Annotated in this window: 16 protein-coding genes and 2 pseudogenes; 14 read left to right on the top strand and 4 right to left on the bottom strand. The window is 69.7% G+C overall.

The features are described 5' to 3' along the window. Positions 1 to 37: 37 nt before the first annotated feature. Together ACIBVL_RS29175 and ACIBVL_RS29170 are read right to left on the bottom strand one after the other, a co-directional pair. Positions 38 to 2584, bottom strand: coding sequence for a DUF6603 domain-containing protein (locus ACIBVL_RS29175; RefSeq protein WP_399101524.1), 2547 nt, complete (start codon positions 2582 to 2584; stop codon positions 38 to 40). Between the two features lie 833 nt (positions 2585 to 3417). Continuing rightward, the gene (locus tag ACIBVL_RS29170) at positions 3418 to 3879 is read right to left on the bottom strand and encodes a hypothetical protein (RefSeq protein ID WP_399101522.1); all 462 of its coding nucleotides are present in this window, start codon (positions 3877 to 3879) and stop codon (positions 3418 to 3420) included. Between the two features lie 653 nt (positions 3880 to 4532). On the opposite strand from ACIBVL_RS29170, the gene ACIBVL_RS29165 reads away from it, so the two are divergent. Further along, the gene (locus ACIBVL_RS29165) at positions 4533 to 5123 is read left to right on the top strand and encodes an isochorismatase family protein (RefSeq protein ID WP_399101520.1); all 591 of its coding nucleotides are present in this window, start codon (positions 4533 to 4535) and stop codon (positions 5121 to 5123) included. A gap of 960 nt (positions 5124 to 6083) precedes the next feature. Next, the gene (locus ACIBVL_RS29160; protein WP_399101518.1) at positions 6084 to 7601 is read left to right on the top strand and encodes an FGGY-family carbohydrate kinase; all 1518 of its coding nucleotides are present in this window, start codon (positions 6084 to 6086) and stop codon (positions 7599 to 7601) included. Between the two features lie 176 nt (positions 7602 to 7777). On the opposite strand, the pseudogene ACIBVL_RS29155 reads toward ACIBVL_RS29160, so the two are convergent. Next, positions 7778 to 8722 (bottom strand): annotated as a pseudogene (locus ACIBVL_RS29155) (PfkB family carbohydrate kinase); the annotation flags it as partial. Between the two features lie 134 nt (positions 8723 to 8856). On the opposite strand from ACIBVL_RS29155, the gene ACIBVL_RS29150 reads away from it, so the two are divergent. From ACIBVL_RS29150 to ACIBVL_RS29120, 7 genes and pseudogenes are all read left to right on the top strand, one after another. Next, positions 8857 to 10215: an ABC transporter substrate-binding protein gene (locus ACIBVL_RS29150; RefSeq protein WP_399101516.1), complete on the top strand. Its 1359-nt coding sequence runs from the start codon at positions 8857 to 8859 to the stop codon at positions 10213 to 10215. 79 nt (positions 10216 to 10294) lie between these two features. After that, a complete protein-coding gene (locus tag ACIBVL_RS29145; protein WP_399101514.1) occupies positions 10295 to 11254 on the top strand; it encodes a carbohydrate ABC transporter permease in 960 nt (319 codons plus the stop codon). Continuing rightward, positions 11251 to 12138: a carbohydrate ABC transporter permease gene (locus tag ACIBVL_RS29140; RefSeq protein WP_399101512.1), complete on the top strand. Its 888-nt coding sequence runs from the start codon at positions 11251 to 11253 to the stop codon at positions 12136 to 12138. The genes ACIBVL_RS29145 and ACIBVL_RS29140 overlap by 4 nt, the downstream gene beginning before the upstream one ends. Further along, positions 12135 to 13140 (top strand): annotated as a pseudogene (locus tag ACIBVL_RS29135) (zinc-dependent alcohol dehydrogenase family protein). Before ACIBVL_RS29140 ends, ACIBVL_RS29135 begins: the two are co-directional and overlap by 4 nt. Positions 13141 to 13166: 26 nt before the next feature. Next, positions 13167 to 14201 (top strand): zinc-binding dehydrogenase, encoded by a 1035-nt coding sequence (locus ACIBVL_RS29130; RefSeq protein ID WP_399101510.1) that lies wholly within the window; start codon positions 13167 to 13169, stop codon positions 14199 to 14201. A gap of 167 nt (positions 14202 to 14368) precedes the next feature. Further along, a complete protein-coding gene (locus tag ACIBVL_RS29125) occupies positions 14369 to 15178 on the top strand; it encodes a DeoR/GlpR family DNA-binding transcription regulator (protein ID WP_399101508.1) in 810 nt (269 codons plus the stop codon). Next, positions 15175 to 15912 carry an HAD family hydrolase gene (locus ACIBVL_RS29120; RefSeq protein ID WP_399101506.1) on the top strand — a complete coding sequence of 246 codons (738 nt, stop codon included), beginning with the start codon at positions 15175 to 15177 and terminating at the stop codon, positions 15910 to 15912. Before ACIBVL_RS29125 ends, ACIBVL_RS29120 begins: the two co-directional genes overlap by 4 nt. 254 nt (positions 15913 to 16166) lie before the next feature. On the opposite strand, the gene ACIBVL_RS29115 is transcribed toward ACIBVL_RS29120, so the two are convergent. Continuing rightward, a complete protein-coding gene (locus ACIBVL_RS29115) occupies positions 16167 to 17036 on the bottom strand; it encodes a helix-turn-helix domain-containing protein (RefSeq protein WP_399101504.1) in 870 nt (289 codons plus the stop codon). Positions 17037 to 17219: 183 nt separating this feature from the next. Between ACIBVL_RS29115 and ACIBVL_RS29110 the strand changes: the two genes are divergently transcribed. From ACIBVL_RS29110 to ACIBVL_RS29090, 5 genes are all read left to right on the top strand, one after another. Further along, positions 17220 to 18236 (top strand): zinc-dependent alcohol dehydrogenase family protein, encoded by a 1017-nt coding sequence (locus tag ACIBVL_RS29110; RefSeq protein ID WP_399101502.1) that lies wholly within the window; start codon positions 17220 to 17222, stop codon positions 18234 to 18236. Between the two features lie 85 nt (positions 18237 to 18321). Next, complete coding sequence (locus ACIBVL_RS29105) at positions 18322 to 18987, top strand: SDR family NAD(P)-dependent oxidoreductase (protein WP_399101500.1); 666 nt, start codon at positions 18322 to 18324, stop codon at positions 18985 to 18987. Between the two features lie 15 nt (positions 18988 to 19002). Beyond that, positions 19003 to 19521 (top strand): cyclophilin-like fold protein, encoded by a 519-nt coding sequence (locus ACIBVL_RS29100; RefSeq protein ID WP_399101498.1) that lies wholly within the window; start codon positions 19003 to 19005, stop codon positions 19519 to 19521. 167 nt (positions 19522 to 19688) lie between these two features. Next, positions 19689 to 20945 (top strand): MFS transporter, encoded by a 1257-nt coding sequence (locus ACIBVL_RS29095; RefSeq protein ID WP_399101496.1) that lies wholly within the window; start codon positions 19689 to 19691, stop codon positions 20943 to 20945. A gap of 58 nt (positions 20946 to 21003) precedes the next feature. After that, positions 21004 to 21216 carry an SDR family NAD(P)-dependent oxidoreductase gene (locus ACIBVL_RS29090; protein WP_399101494.1) on the top strand — a complete coding sequence of 71 codons (213 nt, stop codon included), beginning with the start codon at positions 21004 to 21006 and terminating at the stop codon, positions 21214 to 21216. Positions 21217 to 21283: the final 67 nt, after the last annotated feature.

Raw genomic sequence — 21283 nt, 5'->3', positions numbered from 1 at the left:
CGGGGACGGTGTGGGCGGCCCGGTGCGGCGCGTCCGGTCAGCCGGCGACGAGCATCGGCTCGGCGGTGAAGGCGGTGCCGACGGCGTGCGCGTAGGCGCTCAGGTCGGTGTCGAGCGCGCCGAGGTCGGCGCCGAGGCCGGTTAGGGCCTGGGCCAAGGCGGTGCGGTTGGCGCGGGTGGCGGTGGTGTCGATGCCGCCCTTGATCACGGCGATGACGCCGTCCGGCCGCGTCGGCGTCGGGCCCGTGGCCGGCTCGCCGGCGGACAGCGGCTGGTTGCCGTCGGGGTTGATCGGGTCGAAGGAGATGGCCTGCTCGTCGAGGAAACCGGTGGAGGTGCCGTGGTCGACCGGCGGCGACGTCAGCCGGATCCCGAGGATCCGGTCGGGGATGATCCCGTCGTTCGGCGCGTCCGGCCGCTCGCCCCACAGGCCGTTGGGCACGTTGCCGCGCAGGATCGCGCGGCCCCAGGGCATCAGCGTGTAGGGGTGACAGTCGCGGTCGAGCCGGACGCGCAGTTCGCTGCCCTTGCCCCGCACGTGCATGGGCAGGATGTCCACCGTCCTGTCGGTGGCGACCTCGATGCTGTCGTCTCCCTCGTTCAGGTAGACCTTGCTGACGGGTGCCTGGGTGTCGGCGGTGAAGGTGAGGCCACCGCTGCTGATCAGCCACGGCTTGACCGCACCACGAGTGGCGGGGGCTCCCTCACCGGTGTAGCCGGCGATCGCAGTGGTGCGGACCATGTTCTCGGGCGGCGGCAGCATGTCCTGGAAGCCGCCCCAGTCCAGCGCGGGGGTCTCGCTTCGCCGGTCGGCGCCGAAGCCGATCGTGAATGAGATGAACCAGAGGTGGACGGTGGCCTCGCCGCCGACCGCGGGGCCCCAGACGCGGACGCTCACGCCGACCTCGATCGAGATCTTGATCTTGACGAACCAGATTTTGATGGTCGCGGAGACTCCGACTCGCGCTCCCATGCCGACGTCGAAGTAGAAGGGGTTCCACTCCAGCAGCGCGTCCACATGGGCGTTGAGCCAGGCGCGCAGCATGCCGGACTGGAAGACGACGTCGAGGGAGCCGCCGGCCATGAGGGACTTCGGGGTGAACGCGGCGTAGGCGCGGCCAGTGATGTTGACGTTGGAGCCGACACTCCAGGCGAGCTCGGCGGGCTGCTGCTTGGGGTACCGGTCGGGCAGTTCCCGCCCCTTGGGGGGCGCGCCGAGCATGAACGCGAAGTCACCGGCGTGGGCGTGGTTGCCGAACCAGAACTTCATGCCGACGCCACCGCGCAGCTTGCAGTTCGGGTCGATCAGGAACGTCTTCTCGGTGAACGCCGCGGCGAAGCTCATCTCCCCCGCTGTCGGGCGCACTGTGGCCTCAAGGCCGATCTCCAACCGGGCGATCTTCTTGGCGCTCTTCGTGGGCAGCTGCATGCCGGCCACGCCGAGCAGGCTGATCGTCAGGTCCGATCCGGTCTGCACCAAGGCCATCGCGCGGCCGCTGAACGTCTCGAAGCAGTCGAAGGCCAGACCGGCGGCGAACCATAGGTCCCCCTGCTGGGGGCGCACCCACGGATTGTCACCGCCGATCAGCTTTCCCAGCACCTTGACCGGCTCGACCACGGGGTCATCGGCCCCGATCGCGCCGGGATTGTCCAGCGCGATCAGAAACGGGAACCCGGACAGTTCCTCGACGGCAGGAGGTCGCACCCGGCTGTTCCACCCGAACCCGGCCGAGATGCCGCGCAGCTGGAACATGGGCGGCCCGAACCCGGTGGCGCTGCCCAGCGACCCGTAGGCGAACAGCGACGGATCCGCGCCGCTGCCCTTGGGGATCACGTAGGCGCCCACCGCCGAGCCGTTGAACGCCCCGGTGTCCACCAGCAACGAGCCGCCGACCACCGTCTTGTATGACGGGGAGGACGGCAGCGCGGTCAGCATGCCGGCGATCCGCAGTGGCGGACACGTGTAGTCGACACCCATGCCGTCCGCACCGCCGGGTGTGCCGATCGGTGACCAGCCCTGCGCTGATGGTGCTTCTAGGAGCCGCATGCCCTTGCGGCGCTGCGGCCCGCGGCGGGGGATGAGGATGCCGTCGTCCGTAACCAGCGCCCGAAGTGCGTGGTCGCGTGCTGTGCTGCCGCGGTGCTGCAATGTGGGCAGGGCCCTGCCCAGGCCGTCCAGGCGCCCGGGGTCGGTCGGTGGCGCGGGTGTGCGCCGGGTCAGCCGCAGCGCCCGGCCGTCCGCCAGGGCCCAGGCGCCGGCAGGCAGATCCGTACCAGCCGGGGCCCCGTCGATCAGGACCAGGGTGCAGCCCCGGCCGAGATCTACGGTGGCCAGCGCTCCGGTCACCCGTTCGCCGTCTGCGGTGAACGCGAGGTCCACCGGCGCCGTAGACGCGGTGATCGTGGCCCACCCGCCGACCGACAGAGCCTGCGGATCGCACACCGCGCCGTTGATCCGCACCGTGCCGCCCGGAAAGACGAGCGCTGCGGCGTCCGGGTCGGTGAAGAGGGACGGGGGGATCTCGACCGTCCCCCCCGCCGTCTGGTCGAGGAGCCTCCGTACCTCTTCAACACGTGCTGTCACGGCAATCCAGCCCTCTACTCGCGGCAAAAGGGGAAGGCGGAAGCCCGCGCCGGTCCCGGCGGCGGGCCTGATGCGTCCGCTGTAAGGAGCCTAACCGGGCGAATACGTTGCGTGTTGCTGTAATTACTCTCAGTGGCCAAAACGGCTGAAAAGGATTATTCGAACCTTCACCGGAGCGTGGATCTTTCGTGAATCGTCGATCCTGCAGAAGCGTTTCTACGGCCCAAGGAAGGCATCCGGGGCTGACAGTCGGTCTCCTCGGACGTCTCAAAATGTGTTCTGCGGTGATTCGTCGTGGTTCATTTTGAGTCGGTGTCCGGCATGGGGTTTGGGCAGGAGTAGGACTAAGAGGCCAGGTTCGGGCTCGATGAGTTCGCCGCGGCTGACCAGGCGTTCAGCTTGCCGAGCCTTCGGTGTGTCGTGGCTCCAGTCCGATACGGAGCGGGTGGGAGACGTCCTGGCGCCTGGACCTTCTTCCGCTCGTTCGAAGAGGGTGAGGATTTCTCGGTAGCCGTGCGGCAGTTGCCCGGGCGGCTCGGTGCTGTCCCCGGAAGTCGGTTTCAAGAGCAGCCTCGTGCGTGATGTTCAGGCGTTCCAGGTCAACAGACTCGGCGGGAGCGCCTGCCGGCGCACGTCAATGCCCTTGCCGGTTCAGTGGAGCTTCCCTGGATGTGACGTTCCTCGGAGTTCACTCTCGAGCTGTGGTGCGCGAGCAGGTCCGGCAGGGTGCGCCGGCCCTGCGCAGCGGAGCAGCCATGCGGCGGCGATGAGCGCTACGGACAGGGCGGCCACCGCGGCGGCCCAGGAGGCGGTGTGCAGGCCGTTCATGAAGGTCACCGAGGACGTCTCCGGGAGGACGGCAGAGGGGGCTGCTGGTGTGGAATGCTGCAACGGTCCCTGAGCGTGTTGGGTTGAGGGTGGTGTGTGTGCTGGGTGGCGAGGAGGGAACTCAGGACGGCGATGCCGAGGGCTCCTCCGACCTCGCGGACCAGGTCGTCGGCCGTGGCGTCCGGGTCGGGCACGATGAAGTCGTCGGTCATGAAGGCCCAGCTACTGTAGTCGGCCAGTGCCTGGGCCAGGTCGGGGTTCGTGGTGGCGTGCGGGAAGACATGGGTGATCATGGCGGCCCCTCCCACCCCGTACAGCGCGGAAACGTTCGGATCGCCGCGGCCGAGGTCGAACTTCTGCGCCCAGGCGGCGCTGTTGGCACTCAGGCGTTCCGCATCGGTGCCGGTTTCCTCCTCGAGGGGGCAGTAGAAGGTCCAAAACCCCTCGGGCAGGTCGGCAGGGTGCATCTGTGAGTTCTCCCTTTTCGTTGATGGAACGGCGTGCGGAACCGGTGTGGGCTGCGGGAACAGCGTTGCCCCAGAAGGGTCAGTGGTCGCGGTGGGTGATCAGGTCGGCCAGGGCCGCCAGTTCGGCGGCCGCCACCGGCTCCGGCCGCACCTGGTCCAGGAGGTGCAGGGCGTCGGCGGTGTGGCGGTGGGCCAACAGGCCATGTCCACGCCGGAATCAGGGTGCAAGCGGCCAGAGGGACAGGGAGTGACCACCAAGCGCGCGACGCACACCCCCAACCCACTCCACTCCCCTGCACGACACACTGCGCCGCACGCGCCCGGCTATCACCGCAAGCCAGCACACCCGTAAGGGCGCGGGCTCTGCTCTAGACAAGCCTCACAGAGAGTGAGCTCTGCGGCTGCGGGGCCCCGTCGAGGCCGACTTCCTTGGCCGCGCGGTCCGGAAGTCGGCCGATCGGTCCGATGCGCCAGACGGCGGACAACCCAGCAGTGTGCCAGGTGCTTGAGCCTCGGCCAGGTGCTCGACCCGCAGCTGGACACTTTCACCAAGTGCGTCCCTATCGGGTGAGTTCTGGCGAGTGCTGCGTCGGCCCACCGACGGGGGGAGCGACCATACCGGCAATGGGTTCTTCCGAGGGGAAAGGGTCTCCGTGCGCCGTGCATTGATCGTTGTTGATGTGCAGAAGGACTTCTGCGAAGGCGGCAGCATCCCGGTGAAGGGCGGCGCGGGCAGGGCCGTGGCCATCGCCGACCTGGTGCGGCGCGCCGATGGCAGGTACGCGCACATCGTCGCCACCCGTGACCACCACATCGACCCGGGAGACCACTTCTCCGAGCACCCGGACTTCCAGAACTCCTTCCCCGAGCACTGCGTCGTCGGCGGCGACGGAGGCGAGTTCCATCCGGACTTCGCGCCCGCCGTCACCTCTGGCGGTGTGCACGAGGTCTTCTACAAGGGGGCGTACTCCGCCTCGAAGAGCGGCTTCGAGGGCTCGGCTGAGGACGGCACATCACTGGCCGACTGGCTGCGCGCCCGCCACATCAGCAAGCTCGACGTCGTCGGCATCGCTACCGACCACTGTGTGAAGGCCACCGCGCTCGACGGCGTACGAGCGGGCTTCGCAGTCCGGGTCCTGCTCGACTACACCGCCGGCGTTGCCGCCGATACCACCAGCACCGCGATCAGTGAGCTACGCCAAGCCGGTGTGGCGCTGAGCGGCAAGCCAGTCGTCCTCGCCTGAGAGCCATTAACGCCTTTTGCCGCGGGACGGGTCCGCACCAGGCGCACCGTACGTGGCACGGGCCTTGGAGCATCCAGCGGCTTCTCATCCGACCGGCTGCGGTCCCGGCCCTGACCAGTGACGGGTCTTGGGCTGCCCTCGTCGGACCCTGGGGTGGCTGCTGGTGGTCCACCAGTTGATCAGCAGCTGCTGTGCGCTCCCGTGCCCAGGCCGCCTAGGGGGGAGAACCGACGTGGACGAGTTGAGGCAGCCTCGCCTGTACCACCCGACGAGGGGGCTGTTGGTCATGACGCTCATTTGACGCTCCGGGCGCCCGCAGGCGGTACAGCGGTCCGTGATTGGGCTCTGACCTGCGTCTTTCCGAATCTCGCCGAAGCCGATATCTTTCCGATGACGTCGCACGTGGAATGCGTGGCCATTCTTGAGCCCGCGGCAAAGGGTGTCTGACCTGCTGCTTTGCTGATGTCGCAAGTTGCGAACGGATCGTGACGACATCTTTCTGCAGGTGCATGACGTCAAGGGCTCGCCAGGTGGGGCAACGCCCGCCCGACCTGCGAGTGCGTGGGAGCGGCGGGCGAGAAGTGCTGGTTCACCGGGGCTGAGGGGCGCTGTCTTCGACGCTTGTTCCGACGGTGTGTCAGACGGCGTCGGACAGATGACGGTCAGGGCGCGTCGACCGGCTATGTGGGACGATCGGCCCGGTGGATGGTGGCTTCGGCACGCGAGGAGACCCCGGTGTGCGTTCCGGTCATCGGTGATCGATGGTCCCCACCGGGTACGCCGACGCCGTGGCAGAGTGTGCGGCCCGTTTCGGACCGGGGCGCGGCGTTGACTGAGCGGCAGCCAAAGGGCTCCGGCGCGGCCGGGATGCTGCGTTCGGCGCGGCTCGTCGCCGGACTCGTGGCGACCGGCCGGTGCGCCGCGACGGACACTGCCCTCGGCCTGGGGCGGGTGTGAGCTGTGACGCGTGAACTGGTGCTCGGCGTCGACGCCGGCCATACCGTGACCAAGGCCGTGTTGTTCGACGCCACCGGCCGAGCGGTGGCGCGCGGCAGCGGCACAGTGCCCCTGAAGACCCCTCGACCTCATTGGGTGGAGAGGGATATGGACGAGGTGTGGCGGACCGCGTTCCAGGCAATCGCCGCCTGTCTCGCCGAGGTAGGACCGGACGCGGGGCGAGCCGTCGCCGCGGTGGGACTGGCCGGGCACGGCGACGGCCTGTACGCCGTCGACGGGTTCGCCCGGCCGGTGCGGGCCGGGATCGTGGCGATGGACACGCGCGCCGAACCAATGCTGGTGGAGTGGCGGGGCACTCCGGTCTGGTCGCGCGCCCTGGAGATGTCGGGCACGGTGCCGTTCGCTGGTTCCCCGGCCGCCCTGCTGGCCTGGCTCGCCCGCCACGAGGCGGGAGTGCTTCGGCAGGCCCGGTGGCTTCTGTCCTGCAAGGACTGGCTGCGCCTGAGACTGACAGGCGCGGTGGCCACCGATCCCACGGACGCCAGTGCCTCGTTCACGGACATGCGCCGCGGCGGATACTCGCCAGAGCTGCTCGACCTGTACGGCCTCGGCGCGCTCGCCCGCCTGCTGCCGCCCGTGCTGCCCTGCGACGCGGTGAGCGGAACCGTCACCCGTGAGGCCGCGGCGCTCACCGGGCTCACCGCCGGCACGCCCGTTGTCACGGGTGCCCATGACGTCGATGCCGCCGCGCTCGGGATCGGCGGCACGACGCCGGGCGAACTGTGCTTGATCGCCGGGTCGTTCAGCATCAACCAGATGGTCAGCGAGCGCCCGGTCGTCGATCCGCGCTGGCAGGTCCGTCACTTCGTCCGCCCGGGCCAGTGGATGACCATGTCCACCTCACCCGCGTCGGTGGCGAACCTGGAATGGTTCCTGCGGGTCACCGGTGCACCGACCGACCAGCGGTACGGCGTCCATGAGGCGATCGGCCGCGAGGTCGAGGCATGCCTGGACGGTCCGTCGGAGGTGCTGTTCCACCCGTTCGTCTACGGCTCCCCGCACCCGCATCCCGCGTCCGGGACGTTCCTCGGACTGCGCGGCTGGCACGGCCGCGGCCACCTGCTGCGGGCCCTGATGGAAGGCGTGGTCCTCAACCACCGCTGGCATGTCGACGCGCTCCGCTCGCAGCTGCCGATCACCGGGGCTGCGGCCCGGCTGACCGGCGGGGCCGCACACAGTGCGGTATGGAGCCAGATGTTCGCCGACGCCCTACGGCGGCCGGTCGTGGTGACCGACGTGCAGGAGAGTGCTGCCCGGGGAGCGGCGCTGCTCGCGGCCACAGCCGTCGGACTGCTCGACGACGTGACGGACCCGCGCGCCACCCCCCACGTACTCAGGCGCTACGAACCCCGCCCCGACCGGGTCGCCGTACTCGACGAGGCGTATGCGGTGTACCGAGAGGCGTTGGAGGCTCTCGGACCGGTCTGGGCTCGCCTGGACGCGCGCGAGGCTCCGGAGTGAGCGCCGGGCGAGCCGGCGACATGAGGGAGCGACGGGCATCCAGGCATGGCCACTGCCTCTACACGGGGGTCGTCACGCCGTCGTAGCGGTACGGCGGCTGGGCATCGGCGCGGGTGCAGGTGTCGGCAGCCATCTCCACGGCGTCCTTCGCGGCTGCGTCGGCCGGTGCGGTGCAGATGGGGGAGCACTCCGGCGGTGAAGGCATCGCCCGCTCCGACAGTGTCGACTACCCGGACCGCCGAGGCCGGCGCATGGACACGGGCGTCGCGGCCGGCGGCGCAGGCGCCCCGGGAGCCGAACGTGATCAGGACGAGTCCTGCCCCGGACTCGAGCCAGCGTTCGGCCACCCCCTCATACGACTCACCGGGGTGGAGCCAGGCCAGGTCCTCGTCGCTCGCCTTCACCATGTCGGCGAGCGCCACCCACTCGGCGAACCGGCGGAGATAGGCGGCGAGGTCGGTGAGCCGCACGTTCGGGTCGAGGGACACCAGCCGCCGGCCCGCCTCCCGGCGAATCAGTCCGTCGAGCGTGGAGGCCAGGGGTTCGGGCAGCAGACCCAGCAACCCGAGGTGCAGGGCCGTCCCCGCGGGCAGCGTGCCGCCGTCCGGGAGAGCGGCGAGGTGTTCAGGGCGCAGGCCGCGGTCGACGGTGCCGTTCGCGTCGAAGGAGTAGGCGGCCGACCCGTCCTCGCGCAGATGCACGGCGGCGAGAGCGGTGGGGTCGGAGGCAGGCAGCGCATGGGTGAGCCGTGTGCCGGAGGCCGCGAGGTGCGCGCGCAGGAGATCGCCGAAGTGGTCGTCGGAGATGCGCGCGAGCTGTGCCGTGGGGACTCGGAGTCGGCCGAGACCGGCGGCGACCTTGAGGCACGAGCCGCCCGGGCGTGGCTGGAACGCCGCGGCACCGTCGGCCGTGCGGGCGGTGGTGAGGTCCACCAGAGCGTCTCCGGCGACGACGACGGCAGGCTGGTCTGCGGGTTCCGGTCTGGTGCTCGTGTGGGTTCCTCGGGGACGGCGGTGGCGAGGTCGAGGGTTCGGGACTGGGCTGTTCGGTGGAGTCTCGTAGCCCTCAGAGACCGCTTGACGATAAGTATGAAGAGAATTTCTCGCAAGATGTGTTAACAACAGCGCAGTCTCCTGCTAATAATTCGGCCATCGAAACGCGCCCGACTCCCCAAGGACGCATCCACACCCCCTGCTCGACCCGCCGCGCCTCAGTCGAGGTCCCGGCGAACCCGCACGAGAGGTTCCCCCGTCACATGGCATCGACCAGATACGCCCTCATAGCCGGCGCCGCCGCCACCGCCCTGCTCACCACGGCCTGTTCCGGAGCCGGAGCCGGAGCCGGCGGGGCCTCGGGTGGAGGGAAGAGCATCAACGTGCTGATGGTCGGCAACCCGCAGATGGAGGACATCGCGAAACTGACCAAGAGCACCTTCACCAAGGACACCGGTATCAAGGTCAACTTCACGATCCTTCCCGAGAACGAGCTGCGCGACAAGGTCACCCAGGACATCGCCACCCAGGCCGGCCAGTACGACGTCGCCACCATCGGCGCCTACGAGGTCCCGATCTGGACCAAGAACGGCTGGCTGCACGAGCTCGGCTCCTACGCCGACAAGGACACCGGCTTCGACACGAGCGACCTGCTCAAGCCAATGGTCACGTCGCTGTCCGGCTCGGACGGCAAGCTCTACGCCCTGCCGTTCTACGGCGAGTCCTCCATGCTCATGTACAACAAGGACGTCATGAGCGCGAAGGGCGTCACGGTGCCCGAGCACCCGACCTGGCAGCAGATCGCCGACATCGCGGCCAAGGTCGACGGCGCCGAGCCCGGCATGAAGGGCATCTGCCTGCGCGGCCTGGCCGGCTGGGGGGAGCTGGGTGCGCCGCTGACGTCCGTGGTCAACACCTTCGGCGGCACCTGGTTCACCAAGGACTGGAAGGCCCAGGTCAACAGCCCGGCGTTCAAGAAGGCCACGAACTTCTACGTCGACCTGGTCCGCAAGCACGGCGAGGCGGGCGCCCCGCAGGCCGGGTTCACCGAGTGCCTCAACGCCATGAGCCAGAAGAAGGTCGCCATGTGGTACGACGCGACCAGCGCGGCGGGCTCCCTCGAGGACACCGGCTCCAGCAAGATCGCCGGCCATGTCGGCTACGCCTACGCACCCACCGTCGAGACCAAGAGCAGCGGCTGGCTGTGGGCCTGGGCGTGGGCCATGCCCAAGACCACGAAGAACGCCGACGCCGCCTCGCAGTTCATGCTGTGGGCGTCGAGCAAGAAGTACGAGAAGTTGGTCGGCGAGAAGCTCGGCTGGTCGCGGGTCCCGGCCGGCAAGCGGGCCAGCACCTACGAGCTCCCGCAGTACCAGAAGGCCGCCGGATCGTTCGGTGACATCACCCTGAAGTCCATCGAGGGAGCCGACCCGGCCAACCCGGGCGTCCAGCCCCGGCCGACCGTGGGCATCCAGTACGTGGCCATCCCGGAGTTCCAGGACCTGGGAACGAAGGTCACCCAGGAGATCTCGGCCGCCATCGCCGGCAAGACCAGCGTGGACAAGGCCCTCGACGACGGCCAGAAGCTCGCCGAGGACGTCGCCAAGAACTACCAGAAGTGACCTTCAGCGCCCGGCCGGCCTCGGCGTCGGCCGGGCGGCGCTTCCCAGCCCCCGGCCTTTACCGGCAGAGGAACCCTTCATGACCACGCTCACCGCACCCCCCAAGACAGCACCCCCACCCGCCCGTCCCCGGAAGTCCTCGGACACGGCCACGTGGAAGCGCCGTATCCCGCTGCTGCCCGCGCTGATTTTCACCATTGTCGTCACGCAGCTGCCGTTCGTGGCCACGTTGATCATCTCCACGTTCCAGTGGAACATCCTCAAGCCGGGCGAGCGGCACTTCGTCGGCCTGTCCAACTTCACGTTCGTCTTCACCGACGAACGGCTGCGCACGGCCGTGCTCAACACCGTCGTGCTCACCGCGTCGGTGGTGATCATCAGTGTGATCCTCGGCCTCGGTCTGGCGATGCTCCTCGACCGCCGCTTCGCCGGCCGCGGGCTGGCGCGCACGCTGCTCATCGCCCCGTTCCTGGTCATGCCGGTCGCGGCGGCGCTGCTGTGGAAGCACGCCATCTACAACCCCGACTACGGACTGCTCAACGGCACCCTCGACGCCGTCTACCGGTTGTTCGGCGCGGACAACGGCCCCACGGTCGACTGGATCTCCTCCTACCCGATGCCCGCCGTCGTGGTGTCGCTGGTCTGGCAGTGGACCCCGTTCATGATGCTGATCCTGCTGGCCGGCCTGCAGGCCCAGCCCGGTGACGTCCTGGAGGCGGCCCGCATGGACGGCGCGTCGGCCACGGCGACCTTCCGGCACATCACGCTGCCGCATCTGCGCCAGTACATCGAGCTGGGCATCCTGCTCGGAACGATCTACGTCGTGCAGACCTTCGACGCGGTCTTCACCATCACCCAGGGCGGCCCCGGTTCCCAGACCACCAACCTGCCCTACGAGATCTACCTGACCATGTTCCGCAAGTACGAGTACGGCGAGGCGGCCGCCGCCGGTGTCGTCGTCGTCCTCGGCGCGTTCGTTATCGCGACCTTCGCGCTGCGCACCATCGCGTCGCTGTTCCGCGAGGAGGTGTCCCGATGACCGCTCACGCGGCAGTCGCCGCGCCCGGGGCGAAGTTCACAAAGCTCTTCCGCCGCAGGGAGGACCGGGGCGGTGAGCCCCGGCTCTCTCCCCTGTGGACCTTCGTCGCCTGGCTGGCCACACTCGCGTTCTTCGCGCCGGTGGCCTGGATGGTGCTCACCTCCTTCCACCAGGAAGCCGACGCGGCGACCAACCCACCGACCCCCTTCGCGCCCCTCACCGTCGACCAGTACAAACTGCTGTTCAGCCGGAACATCACCCCCTTCCTCCTCAACTCGGCCATGGCGAGCGTCTTCTCGACCCTGCTGGTGCTCGCACTGGCGGTGCCGACGGCCTACGCACTGTCCATCAAGCCGGTGAAGAAGTGGACCGACGTGATGTTCTTCTTCCTCTCCACCAAGTTCCTCCCCGCCATCGCGGCCCTGCTGCCGGTGTACCTGATCGTCAAGGACGCCGGGATGCTGGACAACGTATGGACGCTGGTCATCCTCTACACCGCCATGAACCTCCCGATCGCGGTGTGGATGATGCGCTCCTTCCTCGCCGAGGTCCCCAAGGAGATCCTGGAAGCGGCCGAGGTCGACGGCGCGGGCCTGCTCACCGTGCTGTGGCGGATCGTCGCACCCGTCGCCATGCCCGGACTCGCCGCCACCTCGCTGATCTGCTTCATCTTCAGCTGGAACGAGTTCATGTTCGCCGTGAACCTCACCGCGACCCAGGCGTCCACCGCACCGGTGTTCCTGGTCGGCTTCATCACCAACGAGGGCCTGTTCCTCGCACGGCTGTGCGCCGCCGCCACGCTGGTCTCGCTGCCCGTCCTCATCGCCGGTTTCGCCGCCCAGGACAAGCTCGTCCGCGGCCTCTCCCTGGGAGCCGTCAAGTGAAGGCAGCCGTCATCACCCAGCCCGGCAGCGTCGAGATCACCACGGTCGATGACCCCGCTCCCGGCCCGCGCGAGGTCGTCGTCGAGGTCGCGGCCACCGGGCTGAGCGGCACAGATCTGCACATCCTCCAGGGGGAGTTCGCCCCGAAACTGCCCATCATCCCCGGCCACGAGTTCGCCGGGGAGGTCGTGGGCCGCGGCAGCGAGGTCACCGAACTCGCGCTCGGTGACCAGGTCGCCGTGGACCCGTCGCTGTACTGCTTCGAGTGCCACTACTGCCGCCTCGGCCACAACAACCTCTGCGAACGCTGGGCCGCCATCGGCGTCACCCACCCGGGCGCCGCCGCCGAGTACGCCGTGGCGCCCGCCGTCAAGCGTACGACTGCCCGACCACGTGGACGCCCAGGACGCGGCCCTGATCGAGCCGCTGTCCTGCGCGGTGCGCGGCAACGACGTCCTGCGCAGCCGACTCGCCTCCCGCGTGCTCGTCTACGGCGCCGGAACCATGGGCCTGATGATGCTCCAGCTCGCCAAAGCCACCGGCGCTGCGAGCGGCGACGTCGTCGACATCAACGCCGAACGCCTGGCCACGGCATGGCAACTGGGCTGCACCGCCGGTTCCGCGTCCGCCGACGAGCTCGACCGGCCGCCCTACGGCTGGGACCTGGTCGTCGACGCCACCGGCAACGCGAAAGCCATCCAGGACGCCCTCGGCCCGGTGGGCAAAGGCGGTACGTACCTGCAGTTCGGGGTCGCCGACTACGCCACCTGGGCCACCATCGAGCCGTACCGGATCTACAACCAGGAGATCACGATCACCGGCTCCATGGCGGTCCTGCACAGCTTCGAACGCGCCGCGGACCTCTTCGCCACCGGTGTCATCGACCCGCGCGTCCTCATCAGTGACCGCCTTCCCCTGGCGGCGTTCCCGGACGCAGTCGCCCGCTTCCAGACAGGCATCGGCCGCAAGATCCAGAACCAGCCCGGCCTCGCCACCGCGTGAACGCCCGAACCGAACGGAACCCCCACATGACCGAGCAGATCCGCCGCGTTCTCGTCCGCTCCCTCGACGGCATCACCCTCGAGGAGGTGCCCGCCCCCGTCCCCGGGGACGACGAACTCCTGGTGCGTACCACCGTCGTCGGCGTGTGCGGCTCCGACACCCATGCGGCGGCCGGCCACCACCCCTTCATCGACCTGCCCTACCGCCCCGGCCACGAGGCGGTCGGTGTAGTCGCCGCGGCAGGGAATGGAGCCGAGGACTTCACGCCCGGAGACCGGGTGATCATCGAGCCCAACCTGTACTGTGGCCGATGCCCCCAGTGCCGCTCCGGCCGCTACAACATCTGCCAGGAGTTGAAGGTGTTCGGCTGCCAGACGCCCGGCGCCATGGCCGACCTGTTCACCATCGCGGCCGACCGCGTCCACCGCGTTCCCGACGGCATGACCGACATCGAGGCCGCCCTCGTCGAACCCCTGGCCACCCCGGTGCACGCCGTGGCGAAGGCAGGTGACCTCACCGGACGCACGGTCGTCGTGCTCGGAGCCGGGCCGATTGGTCTGCTCGTCCTCGTCGCCGCCCGGCACGCCGGTGCCGCGAGGATCGCCGTCACCGACCTGCTGCCGGGCAAGAGGGACCGCGCCCTGCGTCTGGGAGCCGACACGGCCCTGCCCGCCGACGCCACCGACCTCGCCGACCAGGCCCATGCGGCGCTCGGCGGACCGGCCGACGTGGTCTTCGACTGCGTGGCGCGCGAACAGTCCATCGCCCAGGCCACCGACCTGGTCACGAAGGGCGGCACGATCATCGTCGTCGGCGTCGGCGCCGCCGGCACCACCCCGGTCCGCCTCGACCTGGTCCAGGACCGGGAGATCCGCATCGAGGGCACGCTGATGTACACCGGCGACGACTACCGCACCGCGATGTCCCTGATCTCGTCCGGCGCCGTCGACACCGCCGAGATCGTCACCGCCACCTACCCGCTGGAGGACGCCGCCAAGGCTTTCGCCGCATCCGTCGACCCCGAACAGGTCAAGGTGCTGGTCACGGTGGACGGACCGTAGCCCACGGCCCCACGCAGACAGGGATTGCAGACATGGACGCGGACACGCACGTCGTACGGAGCAGCCGTCGCACGGACGGCCCGAGGGCCGCGAGCCGGACGGACCCCGCCCCGCACCGGCCCGTGTGGGAAACTGCGACACCGGAGCGACCGGGAAGGAGGGGCGCCGTGACCGCCCGTACGCGACTGTCACAGGCGGCCGTCGAGGAGCGGCGCCAGGCCGTGCTGCGGTACGTCGCCGACCATGGCGAGACCCGCATCGACGACCTCGCCCGGCACTTCGACGTCAGTCTGATGACGATGCACCGGGACCTGGACGACCTCGCCGGGCGGCATCTGCTGCGCAAGGAGCGCGGGCGGGCCGTCGCGTTCCCCGCGCTCACCATGGAGACGGCCACCCGTTTCCGGGAGAACAGCGCCCTCGCGGCCAAGAACGCGCTCTGCGCAGCCGTGGCCGACCGGATCGGACCGGGCAGCACCGTGCTCATGGAGGACTCGACCACCCTGTTCCCCCTGGTCCCGGCGCTGGCGGAGGTGGATCAGCTGCACGTCGTCACCAACTCGGTCGGCCTCGCGCAGCGCCTCGGATCCGCCGCCCCCGCGGTGAACGTCACCCTGCTGGGTGGCCACTACCGCGGCGACTTCAACTCCTGCACCGGCCCCACCGTCACCCGCGCCCTGTCCCAAATCCGGGCCGATCTCGCCCTGATGTCCGCCACCGCCGTCCTGGAAGGACGCCTCTTCCACCCCCTGAACGACTACGTCGAGGTCAAGCTGGCGATGCTTGCCTCCGCCGATCAGGCGCTGCTCCTGGTGGACCACTCGAAGTTCGGCAAGACCGCCACGTACGCGTACGGCACCGTGGCCGACTACCACACCGTCATCACCGACACCGCCACCCCCGACGCGGAACTCGCGGCGATACGCGACCTCGGAGTCCCCGTCGAGACGGTCCAACCCGAAGAGCCTTCCCTGTGACCCGCACCCTGTTCGAAACTCCGAGCGCCTACCGCCCCAGCGACGCTGAGAAGGCGGCGCCGGTGCCCCCGGTCCAGGCCGTCCTGTTCGACTTCAGCAACACCATCTTCCAGATGATCGACCTCGAGACGTGGCTGCGTCGGGTCGGCTCCGCCGCCGGCCGCCTTGCTGTGCTGGACGAGCCCGGCGCGGTGGCCAAGATCTCCGAGCAGTTGCGCGCCGCCTTCCGGCTGCCCTCCGTCGTAGCCCTCCAGGAAGGCCGTGATCTCTCTTCCGAACGGCACCGCCGCGCCATGTGGGGATGGTGGGAGCAGGTGGACTTCCTGCGCGGCGCGGAGGAGGCGGCCTACCGGGAGCTCACCGCTCCGGACGCCTGGGTTCCCTATCCCGACACCGAACCGGTCCTGCGTGCCCTGCACCAGCCCGGACTGCGCGTCGGCATCGTCAGCGACTTCGCCTGGGACCTGCGCACCCACCTCGTCCACTACGGTCTGGACGCCTTGATCGACACCTGCGTGATCTCCTACGAACAGGGCCGCGAAAAGCCGGACCCACAGCTGTTTCTCAAAGCCTGCGCCGACCTCGGCGCGGACCCCCGCGCCACCCTGATGGTCGGTGACAACCCGGTCCGCGACGGCGGAGCGGCCGCCTGCGGTCTGCGCACCTACATCCTTCCGGCGGAACACCGCACGGGAGTGCGCGGCCTGATGGACGTGCAGCGGCTCGTGATGTGACCGTGGTGGTCCACGGGCCTACGGGAATCCGCCCCGACGGATCTTTTGACGCCGTCGATGAAGGCGTGGCGTCTCTCCCCTCGCGGGAGACCCCGAGCAGTAGTACGGACCCTGGAGCAGCCTCCGTAAGGTGTGCCAGGAACCTGCCTGTCGCGCGGGCCGGGCTTCGGGTAGCCGCGTGGTCGCGGGATGTCAGCGCTCGCACCCGCCTGACAGCCCCTTCCAGCCGCCTTCATGGCGGCGGCCCGTCGCGGTCAGCTGACGGGGGAGGAGGCTGGCAAGTTCTGGTCGGCGGCCCAGGAGGCCAGGATGCGCAGCCGTTCGTGGGTGGGGGAGCCGGGGGCGGCTGTCCAGACGGTGAGGTGCTGGTCGGGGTCGGTGTTGGCGGTGAGGGTGTCCCAGTCCAGGACGAGTTCGCCGACGACCGGATGGTTGAGGGTCTTCGTGCCCACGGTGCGGGCGGCGACGTGGTGATCGCCCCACCAGCGGGCGAACTGCTTGTCGCGCATGGACAGTTCACCGACCAGCTCGATCAGGCGCGGGTCTTCCGGATACTTCGCGGCCTCCATGCGCAGTTGGGCGACGGCGATGTGCGCGGAGCTCTTCCAGTCGGCGTACAGGGTGCGCATGGCGGGGTCCGTGAAGATGATCCGCGGGTAGTTCCGGTGCTTTTCCGCGAGGCGGGAGAAGTCGGTGACCAGGGCGGCGGCCAGTGCGTTCCAGGCGAGAATGTCTCCGCGCCGGCCCTGCACGATGGCCGGGGTGGCGGTGAGGTCGTCCAGGACTCGCTGCAACTGTGGCTGGACCTTCTGCCGGCCTCGGCGCCGGGTGCGGGTGGTGGTCTTTCCGGCGAGCTGGAAGAGGTAGCCCCGCTCGTCGTCGTCCAGATGGAGTACCCGGGCGAGGACGTCCAGCACGGGCGCCGACGCCTGCATACGGCCCTGTTCCAGGCGCGTGTAGTAGTCGGTGCTGATATTGGCCAGCTGGGCGACCTCCTCGCGGCGTAGTCCCTCCACCCGGCGGGGCCTGTCGGTCTCGGGCAGTCCTACCGTGCGGGGGCTCAGCTTTGAGCGGCGCTTCTTGAGGAATTCTCCCAGCTCATTGAGGGGAACGTTGGCGGTCATGCTTCCCAGGATGACATCGATCGCACCTGCGTAAGGGGGGAGAATTTCCTCCCCGGATGCTTCCCTCCCAGGATATTTCTCTCCGCTTTTCGCGCCTGCCCCCGCGTGTGAGGCTCGATCGTGAGCAGTCGTTCCTCACGACGGCTGTGGCTCACCGATCCCGGCACCGAAGGAAGCATCCCCATGCGCGCAGCAGTCATCCACGCCCCCGGCGACGTGCGCCTCGAGAACCTCGACGACCCGAAGATCATCGAGCCGACCGACACGGTGATCCGTACGGTCGCCACCTGTGTGTGCGGCTCGGACCTGTGGCCCTATCGCGGTCTCGAGCCGGTCGGCGACCCGCACCCCATGGGGCACGAGTACGTCGGCATCGTCGAGGAGGTCGGCAGCGAGGTCACCAACGTCGCGCCGGGCCAGTTCGTGATCGGCTCCTTCGCCACCTCGGACAACACCTGCGTGAACTGCCTGAACGGCTGGCAGTCCTCCTGTCTGAACCGCGAGTTCATGAGCACCTGCCAGGCCGAGTACGTGCGCATCCCCAACGCCCACGGCACCCTGGTCGCCACGAACGAGCATCCGGACGCCGAGATGGTGCCCAGCCTGCTCGCCGTGTCCGACGTGATGGGAACCGGCTGGTACGCCGCCCTCGCCGCCGAGGTGAAGCCCGGCTCGACGGCCGTCGTGGTCGGCGACGGAGCGGTCGGCCTGTGCGGTGTCATCGCCGCGAAGGAACTGGGTGCGGAGCGGATCATCGCCATGTCCCGTCACGCGTCCCGCCAGAAGCTCGCCCTGGAGTTCGGCGCCACCGACATCGTGGCCGAGCGCGGCGACGAAGGCATCGCCCGCGTCAAGGACCTCACCGGCGGCATCGGCGCCGACAGCGTGCTGGAGTGCGTCGGCACCGCGGATTCGATGCGGCAGGCCCTGCACTCCACCCGCCCTGGCGGCAACGTCGGCTTCGTCGGCGTCCCGCACGAGGTGGCCGTCGACGGAGAGGAACTGTTCTTCTCCCACGTCGGCCTGCGCGGCGGCCCCGCCCCAGTGCGCCGCTACCTGCCCGACCTGATCGACCGCGTGCTGACCGGCCGCATCAGCCCGGGCAAGGTTTTCGACCTCACCCTTCCCCTGGACCAGGTGGCCGAGGGTTACCGGGCGATGGACGAGCGCCGCGCCGTCAAGGCCCTGCTCAAGCCCTGAGCGAAGACGCGTCCACACCCGGGGCCGCACCGAGGCAGGTGCGGCCACGGGTCCGGCAACCACTCCGCCCATACAAGGACTGACCATGACGACCTTCGCCCTCGTCGGCGCCGGCCCCGGTCTCGGGCTGGCCACCGCCCGCCGCTTCGGGACCGCCGGCCACGCCGTCGCCCTCATCGCCCGCGACGCGGAGAAGCTGGACGGCCTGACGGCCGACCTCGCCCGTGACGGCATCCAGGCGCGCCGCTACCCGGCCGACGTCCTCGACGTCGAGTCCCTGACTGCGGCCCTGTACGCAGCCGCGGCCGATCTGGGGCCTGTCGAGATCCTCCAGTACAGCCCCGTGCCCCAGGCCCACTTCATGAAGCCGGTCCTCGACACCGGCGCCGACGACCTCGACGCCCCGCTCGCCTTCTCCGTCAAGGGTCCCGTCACCGCGGTGCAGGCCGTCCTGACCGGCATGCGCGAACTCGGTCGCGGCACCCTGCTGTTCGTCAACGGCTCCAGCGCCGTACGTCCCAACCCGAAGGTCGCCGGCACCTCGATCGCCTTCGCCGCCGAGAGCGCCTACGCCCGCATGCTCCACGACGCGCTGGCCCCGGAGAACATCCACGCCGCCCAGCTGATCATCCCCGGAGCCATCCGGCCCGACGCCGAGCACAGCAGCCCCGACGTCCTGGCCCAGCGCCTGTACGACATCCACACCACGCGGGACGGCTTCCGCCACTACTCCGAGCCTCTGCCCGACTAGCCACAGGACGACCCCGTGAATCCCGCCCCCTTCCGCGCTCTCGTTCGCGTGTTCCCGGCCGCCGCCCTGCTCCTGGTCATGACCGCCTGCACCGACGATTCACCGTCCTCCTCCGCCTCCGAGTCCGCGTCGCCGCAGGCTTCGACGGCCCCGGCAGCCACCACACCGACCGGCAGGACAACCGCGATGAACATCCGGCTCACCCTCGACGGCCACCCCGTCGCTGCCACCCTGAACGAAAGCCTCACAGCCCGCGACTTTGCCGCCCAGCTCCCCCTGACCCTCTCCCTGCGCGACCTCAACCAGGCCGAGAAGATCGCCGATCTGCCCCGGAAGCTGTCCACCTCCGGCGCCCCGGAAGGCGCCGACCCCGAGGTCGGCGACCTGGCGTACTACGCCCCCTGGAACCAGCTCGCCACCTACTACCGCGACGCTCCCTACGCGACCGGCCTGGTCATCCTCGGACACATGGCCGACGGCGGCGCCGAGCAGCTCGCCACCGCCGACGAGATCACCATCGAAGCCGCGCCCTGACCTGCCCCACCGCTCCCCCGTGCACGAAAGGGGGAGGAGATCCTCCCCTTTTCATCAAGTTCGCCGCATGGAACCGTCGAAGACGTGGCCGCGCCGTCCAATGTCCGCCGCGACGGCTTCAGCCGCCACCATGATCCCCCGATTTCCACGCAAGGAAAGACACACGTATGCCTTCCGCGTCCGGGACGACCCCCGGCAAGCTTCCCTTCGTCGTCTGGGTGCTCGCCGCCGGCACCTTCCTGATGGGGACCACCGAGTTCGTCGTCGCCGGCCTGCTGCCGGAGCTGGCCGGTGACCTCGGCGTCAGCGTCTCCCACGCCGGCCTGCTGATCACCGCCTTCGCCATCGGCATGATCGTCGGCGCGCCGACCATGGCCCTGGCGACCCTGCGGCTTCCGCAGCGCCTGACGCTGATCCTGGCCCTGTCCGTGTTCTGCCTCGGACATCTCGTCGCCGCCCTCAGCACGTCCTTCACGATCGTCCTCGCCGCCCGCGTCGTCACGGCCCTGGCCACCGGAGCGTTCTGGTCCGTCGGTTTCGTCGTCGCCACTGCCGCCGCAGGCCCGCACAACGCCACCCGCGCCACGGGCGTCATGATCGGGGGCCTGACCCTGGCCAACGTCGTCGGCGTGCCGATCGGCTCCTTCGCCGGCCAGTTCACCGGCTGGCGCGGCCCCTTCTGGGCCCTGGCCGTCCTTGCCGGGCTCGCCGCCGTCTTCATCGGCCGCTTCATCCCGGCCCAGGAGCAGCGCGTCGAGGTGTCCCTGTGGGCCGAGGTCCGGGCCCTGCGGCAGGGCCGGCTGTGGCTGGCGCTGGGTGCCGCGATGCTCATCATGGGTGGTGTCCTGGCGACGTACACCTATGTCACGCCGCTGCTGACCGACCGCGCGGGCATCCCGGCAGGCGCCGTACCGCTCGTCCTGATCGCGTTCGGCGTCGGCGCCCTGGGCGGCACCACCACGGGCGGCCGCCTCGGCGACCGACGTCCGATGGCCACCACCATCACGGCCGCCGCGGCCACCGCCCTGGTCCTTCTCCTGATGATCCCGCTGTCCGGCAACGCGGTGACGGCCACCCTCCTCGTCTTCCTCATGGGCCTGACCGGCTTCACCGTCAACCCCGTCGTCACCGCTCTCGCCATGCGCTTCGCCGGCGACGCCCCCACCCTCACCTCGGCGCTGACGACCTCCGCCTTCAACGTCGGCGTCGCCGCCGGTTCGGCGATCGCCGGTACGGCCCTGGACTCCTCCCTCGGCCTGACCGGCCCGCCCCTGGTCGGCACCGTCATCGCCGCCCTGACGCTGCTGCCCCTGATCGCCCTCGCCGTTCACGGTCCGTCCCACAAGGGCCGGATCGTGGCCTGGAGCGGCTCTTCCACGCAGCGGCGACACGACGAACCCGCGCAGGTGCCGTCGCAGCACTGACTCAAGCCTGGATCCGCGTACTGCCGACGGCGTACCAGCAAGCGAGAGGACTCCGCACATGACTGTGAGCAGCACGGGCTCCAGCGGGAAGGTGGCCTTCGTGACCGGAGCCAGCTCCGGCATCGGCCGCGTGACTGCCGGCGCCTTCGCCCGCGCAGGCGCCCGCGTCGCCCTCGCCGACCTGTCCGCGGACGGTGTTCTGGTCTGCTCGGACGCCGCCTCCTTCGCCACCGGCCACGCCAGGGTCGACGGCGGCAGCGAAACCGCCTGACGGCGTCGCGGCAAGGCGTCGTGCCGCCGCAGTTCATCCAGGCACCTCTGACATCAGCCGTGCCGTC

It is taken from the genome of Streptomyces sp. NPDC049687 (assembly GCF_044465285.1).
Classification (GTDB): Bacteria; Actinomycetota; Actinomycetes; order Streptomycetales; family Streptomycetaceae; genus Streptomyces.
Note: the sequence above shows the minus strand (reverse complement) of the source record. Positions and strands in the feature narration are given on the sequence as shown.

Coding starts and splice junctions, on each gene's coding strand:
- ACIBVL_RS29170 (WP_399101522.1), bottom strand. CDS start 3,879: ATGCACCCTGCCGACCTGCCCGAGGGGTTTTGGACCTTCTACTGCCCC.
- ACIBVL_RS29150 (WP_399101516.1), top strand. CDS start 8,857: ATGGCATCGACCAGATACGCCCTCATAGCCGGCGCCGCCGCCACCGCC.
- ACIBVL_RS29145 (WP_399101514.1), top strand. CDS start 10,295: ATGACCACGCTCACCGCACCCCCCAAGACAGCACCCCCACCCGCCCGT.
- ACIBVL_RS29140 (WP_399101512.1), top strand. CDS start 11,251: ATGACCGCTCACGCGGCAGTCGCCGCGCCCGGGGCGAAGTTCACAAAG.
- ACIBVL_RS29130 (WP_399101510.1), top strand. CDS start 13,167: ATGACCGAGCAGATCCGCCGCGTTCTCGTCCGCTCCCTCGACGGCATC.
- ACIBVL_RS29115 (WP_399101504.1), bottom strand. CDS start 17,036: ATGACCGCCAACGTTCCCCTCAATGAGCTGGGAGAATTCCTCAAGAAG.
- ACIBVL_RS29110 (WP_399101502.1), top strand. CDS start 17,220: ATGCGCGCAGCAGTCATCCACGCCCCCGGCGACGTGCGCCTCGAGAAC.
- ACIBVL_RS29105 (WP_399101500.1), top strand. CDS start 18,322: ATGACGACCTTCGCCCTCGTCGGCGCCGGCCCCGGTCTCGGGCTGGCC.
- ACIBVL_RS29095 (WP_399101496.1), top strand. CDS start 19,689: ATGCCTTCCGCGTCCGGGACGACCCCCGGCAAGCTTCCCTTCGTCGTC.
- ACIBVL_RS29090 (WP_399101494.1), top strand. CDS start 21,004: ATGACTGTGAGCAGCACGGGCTCCAGCGGGAAGGTGGCCTTCGTGACC.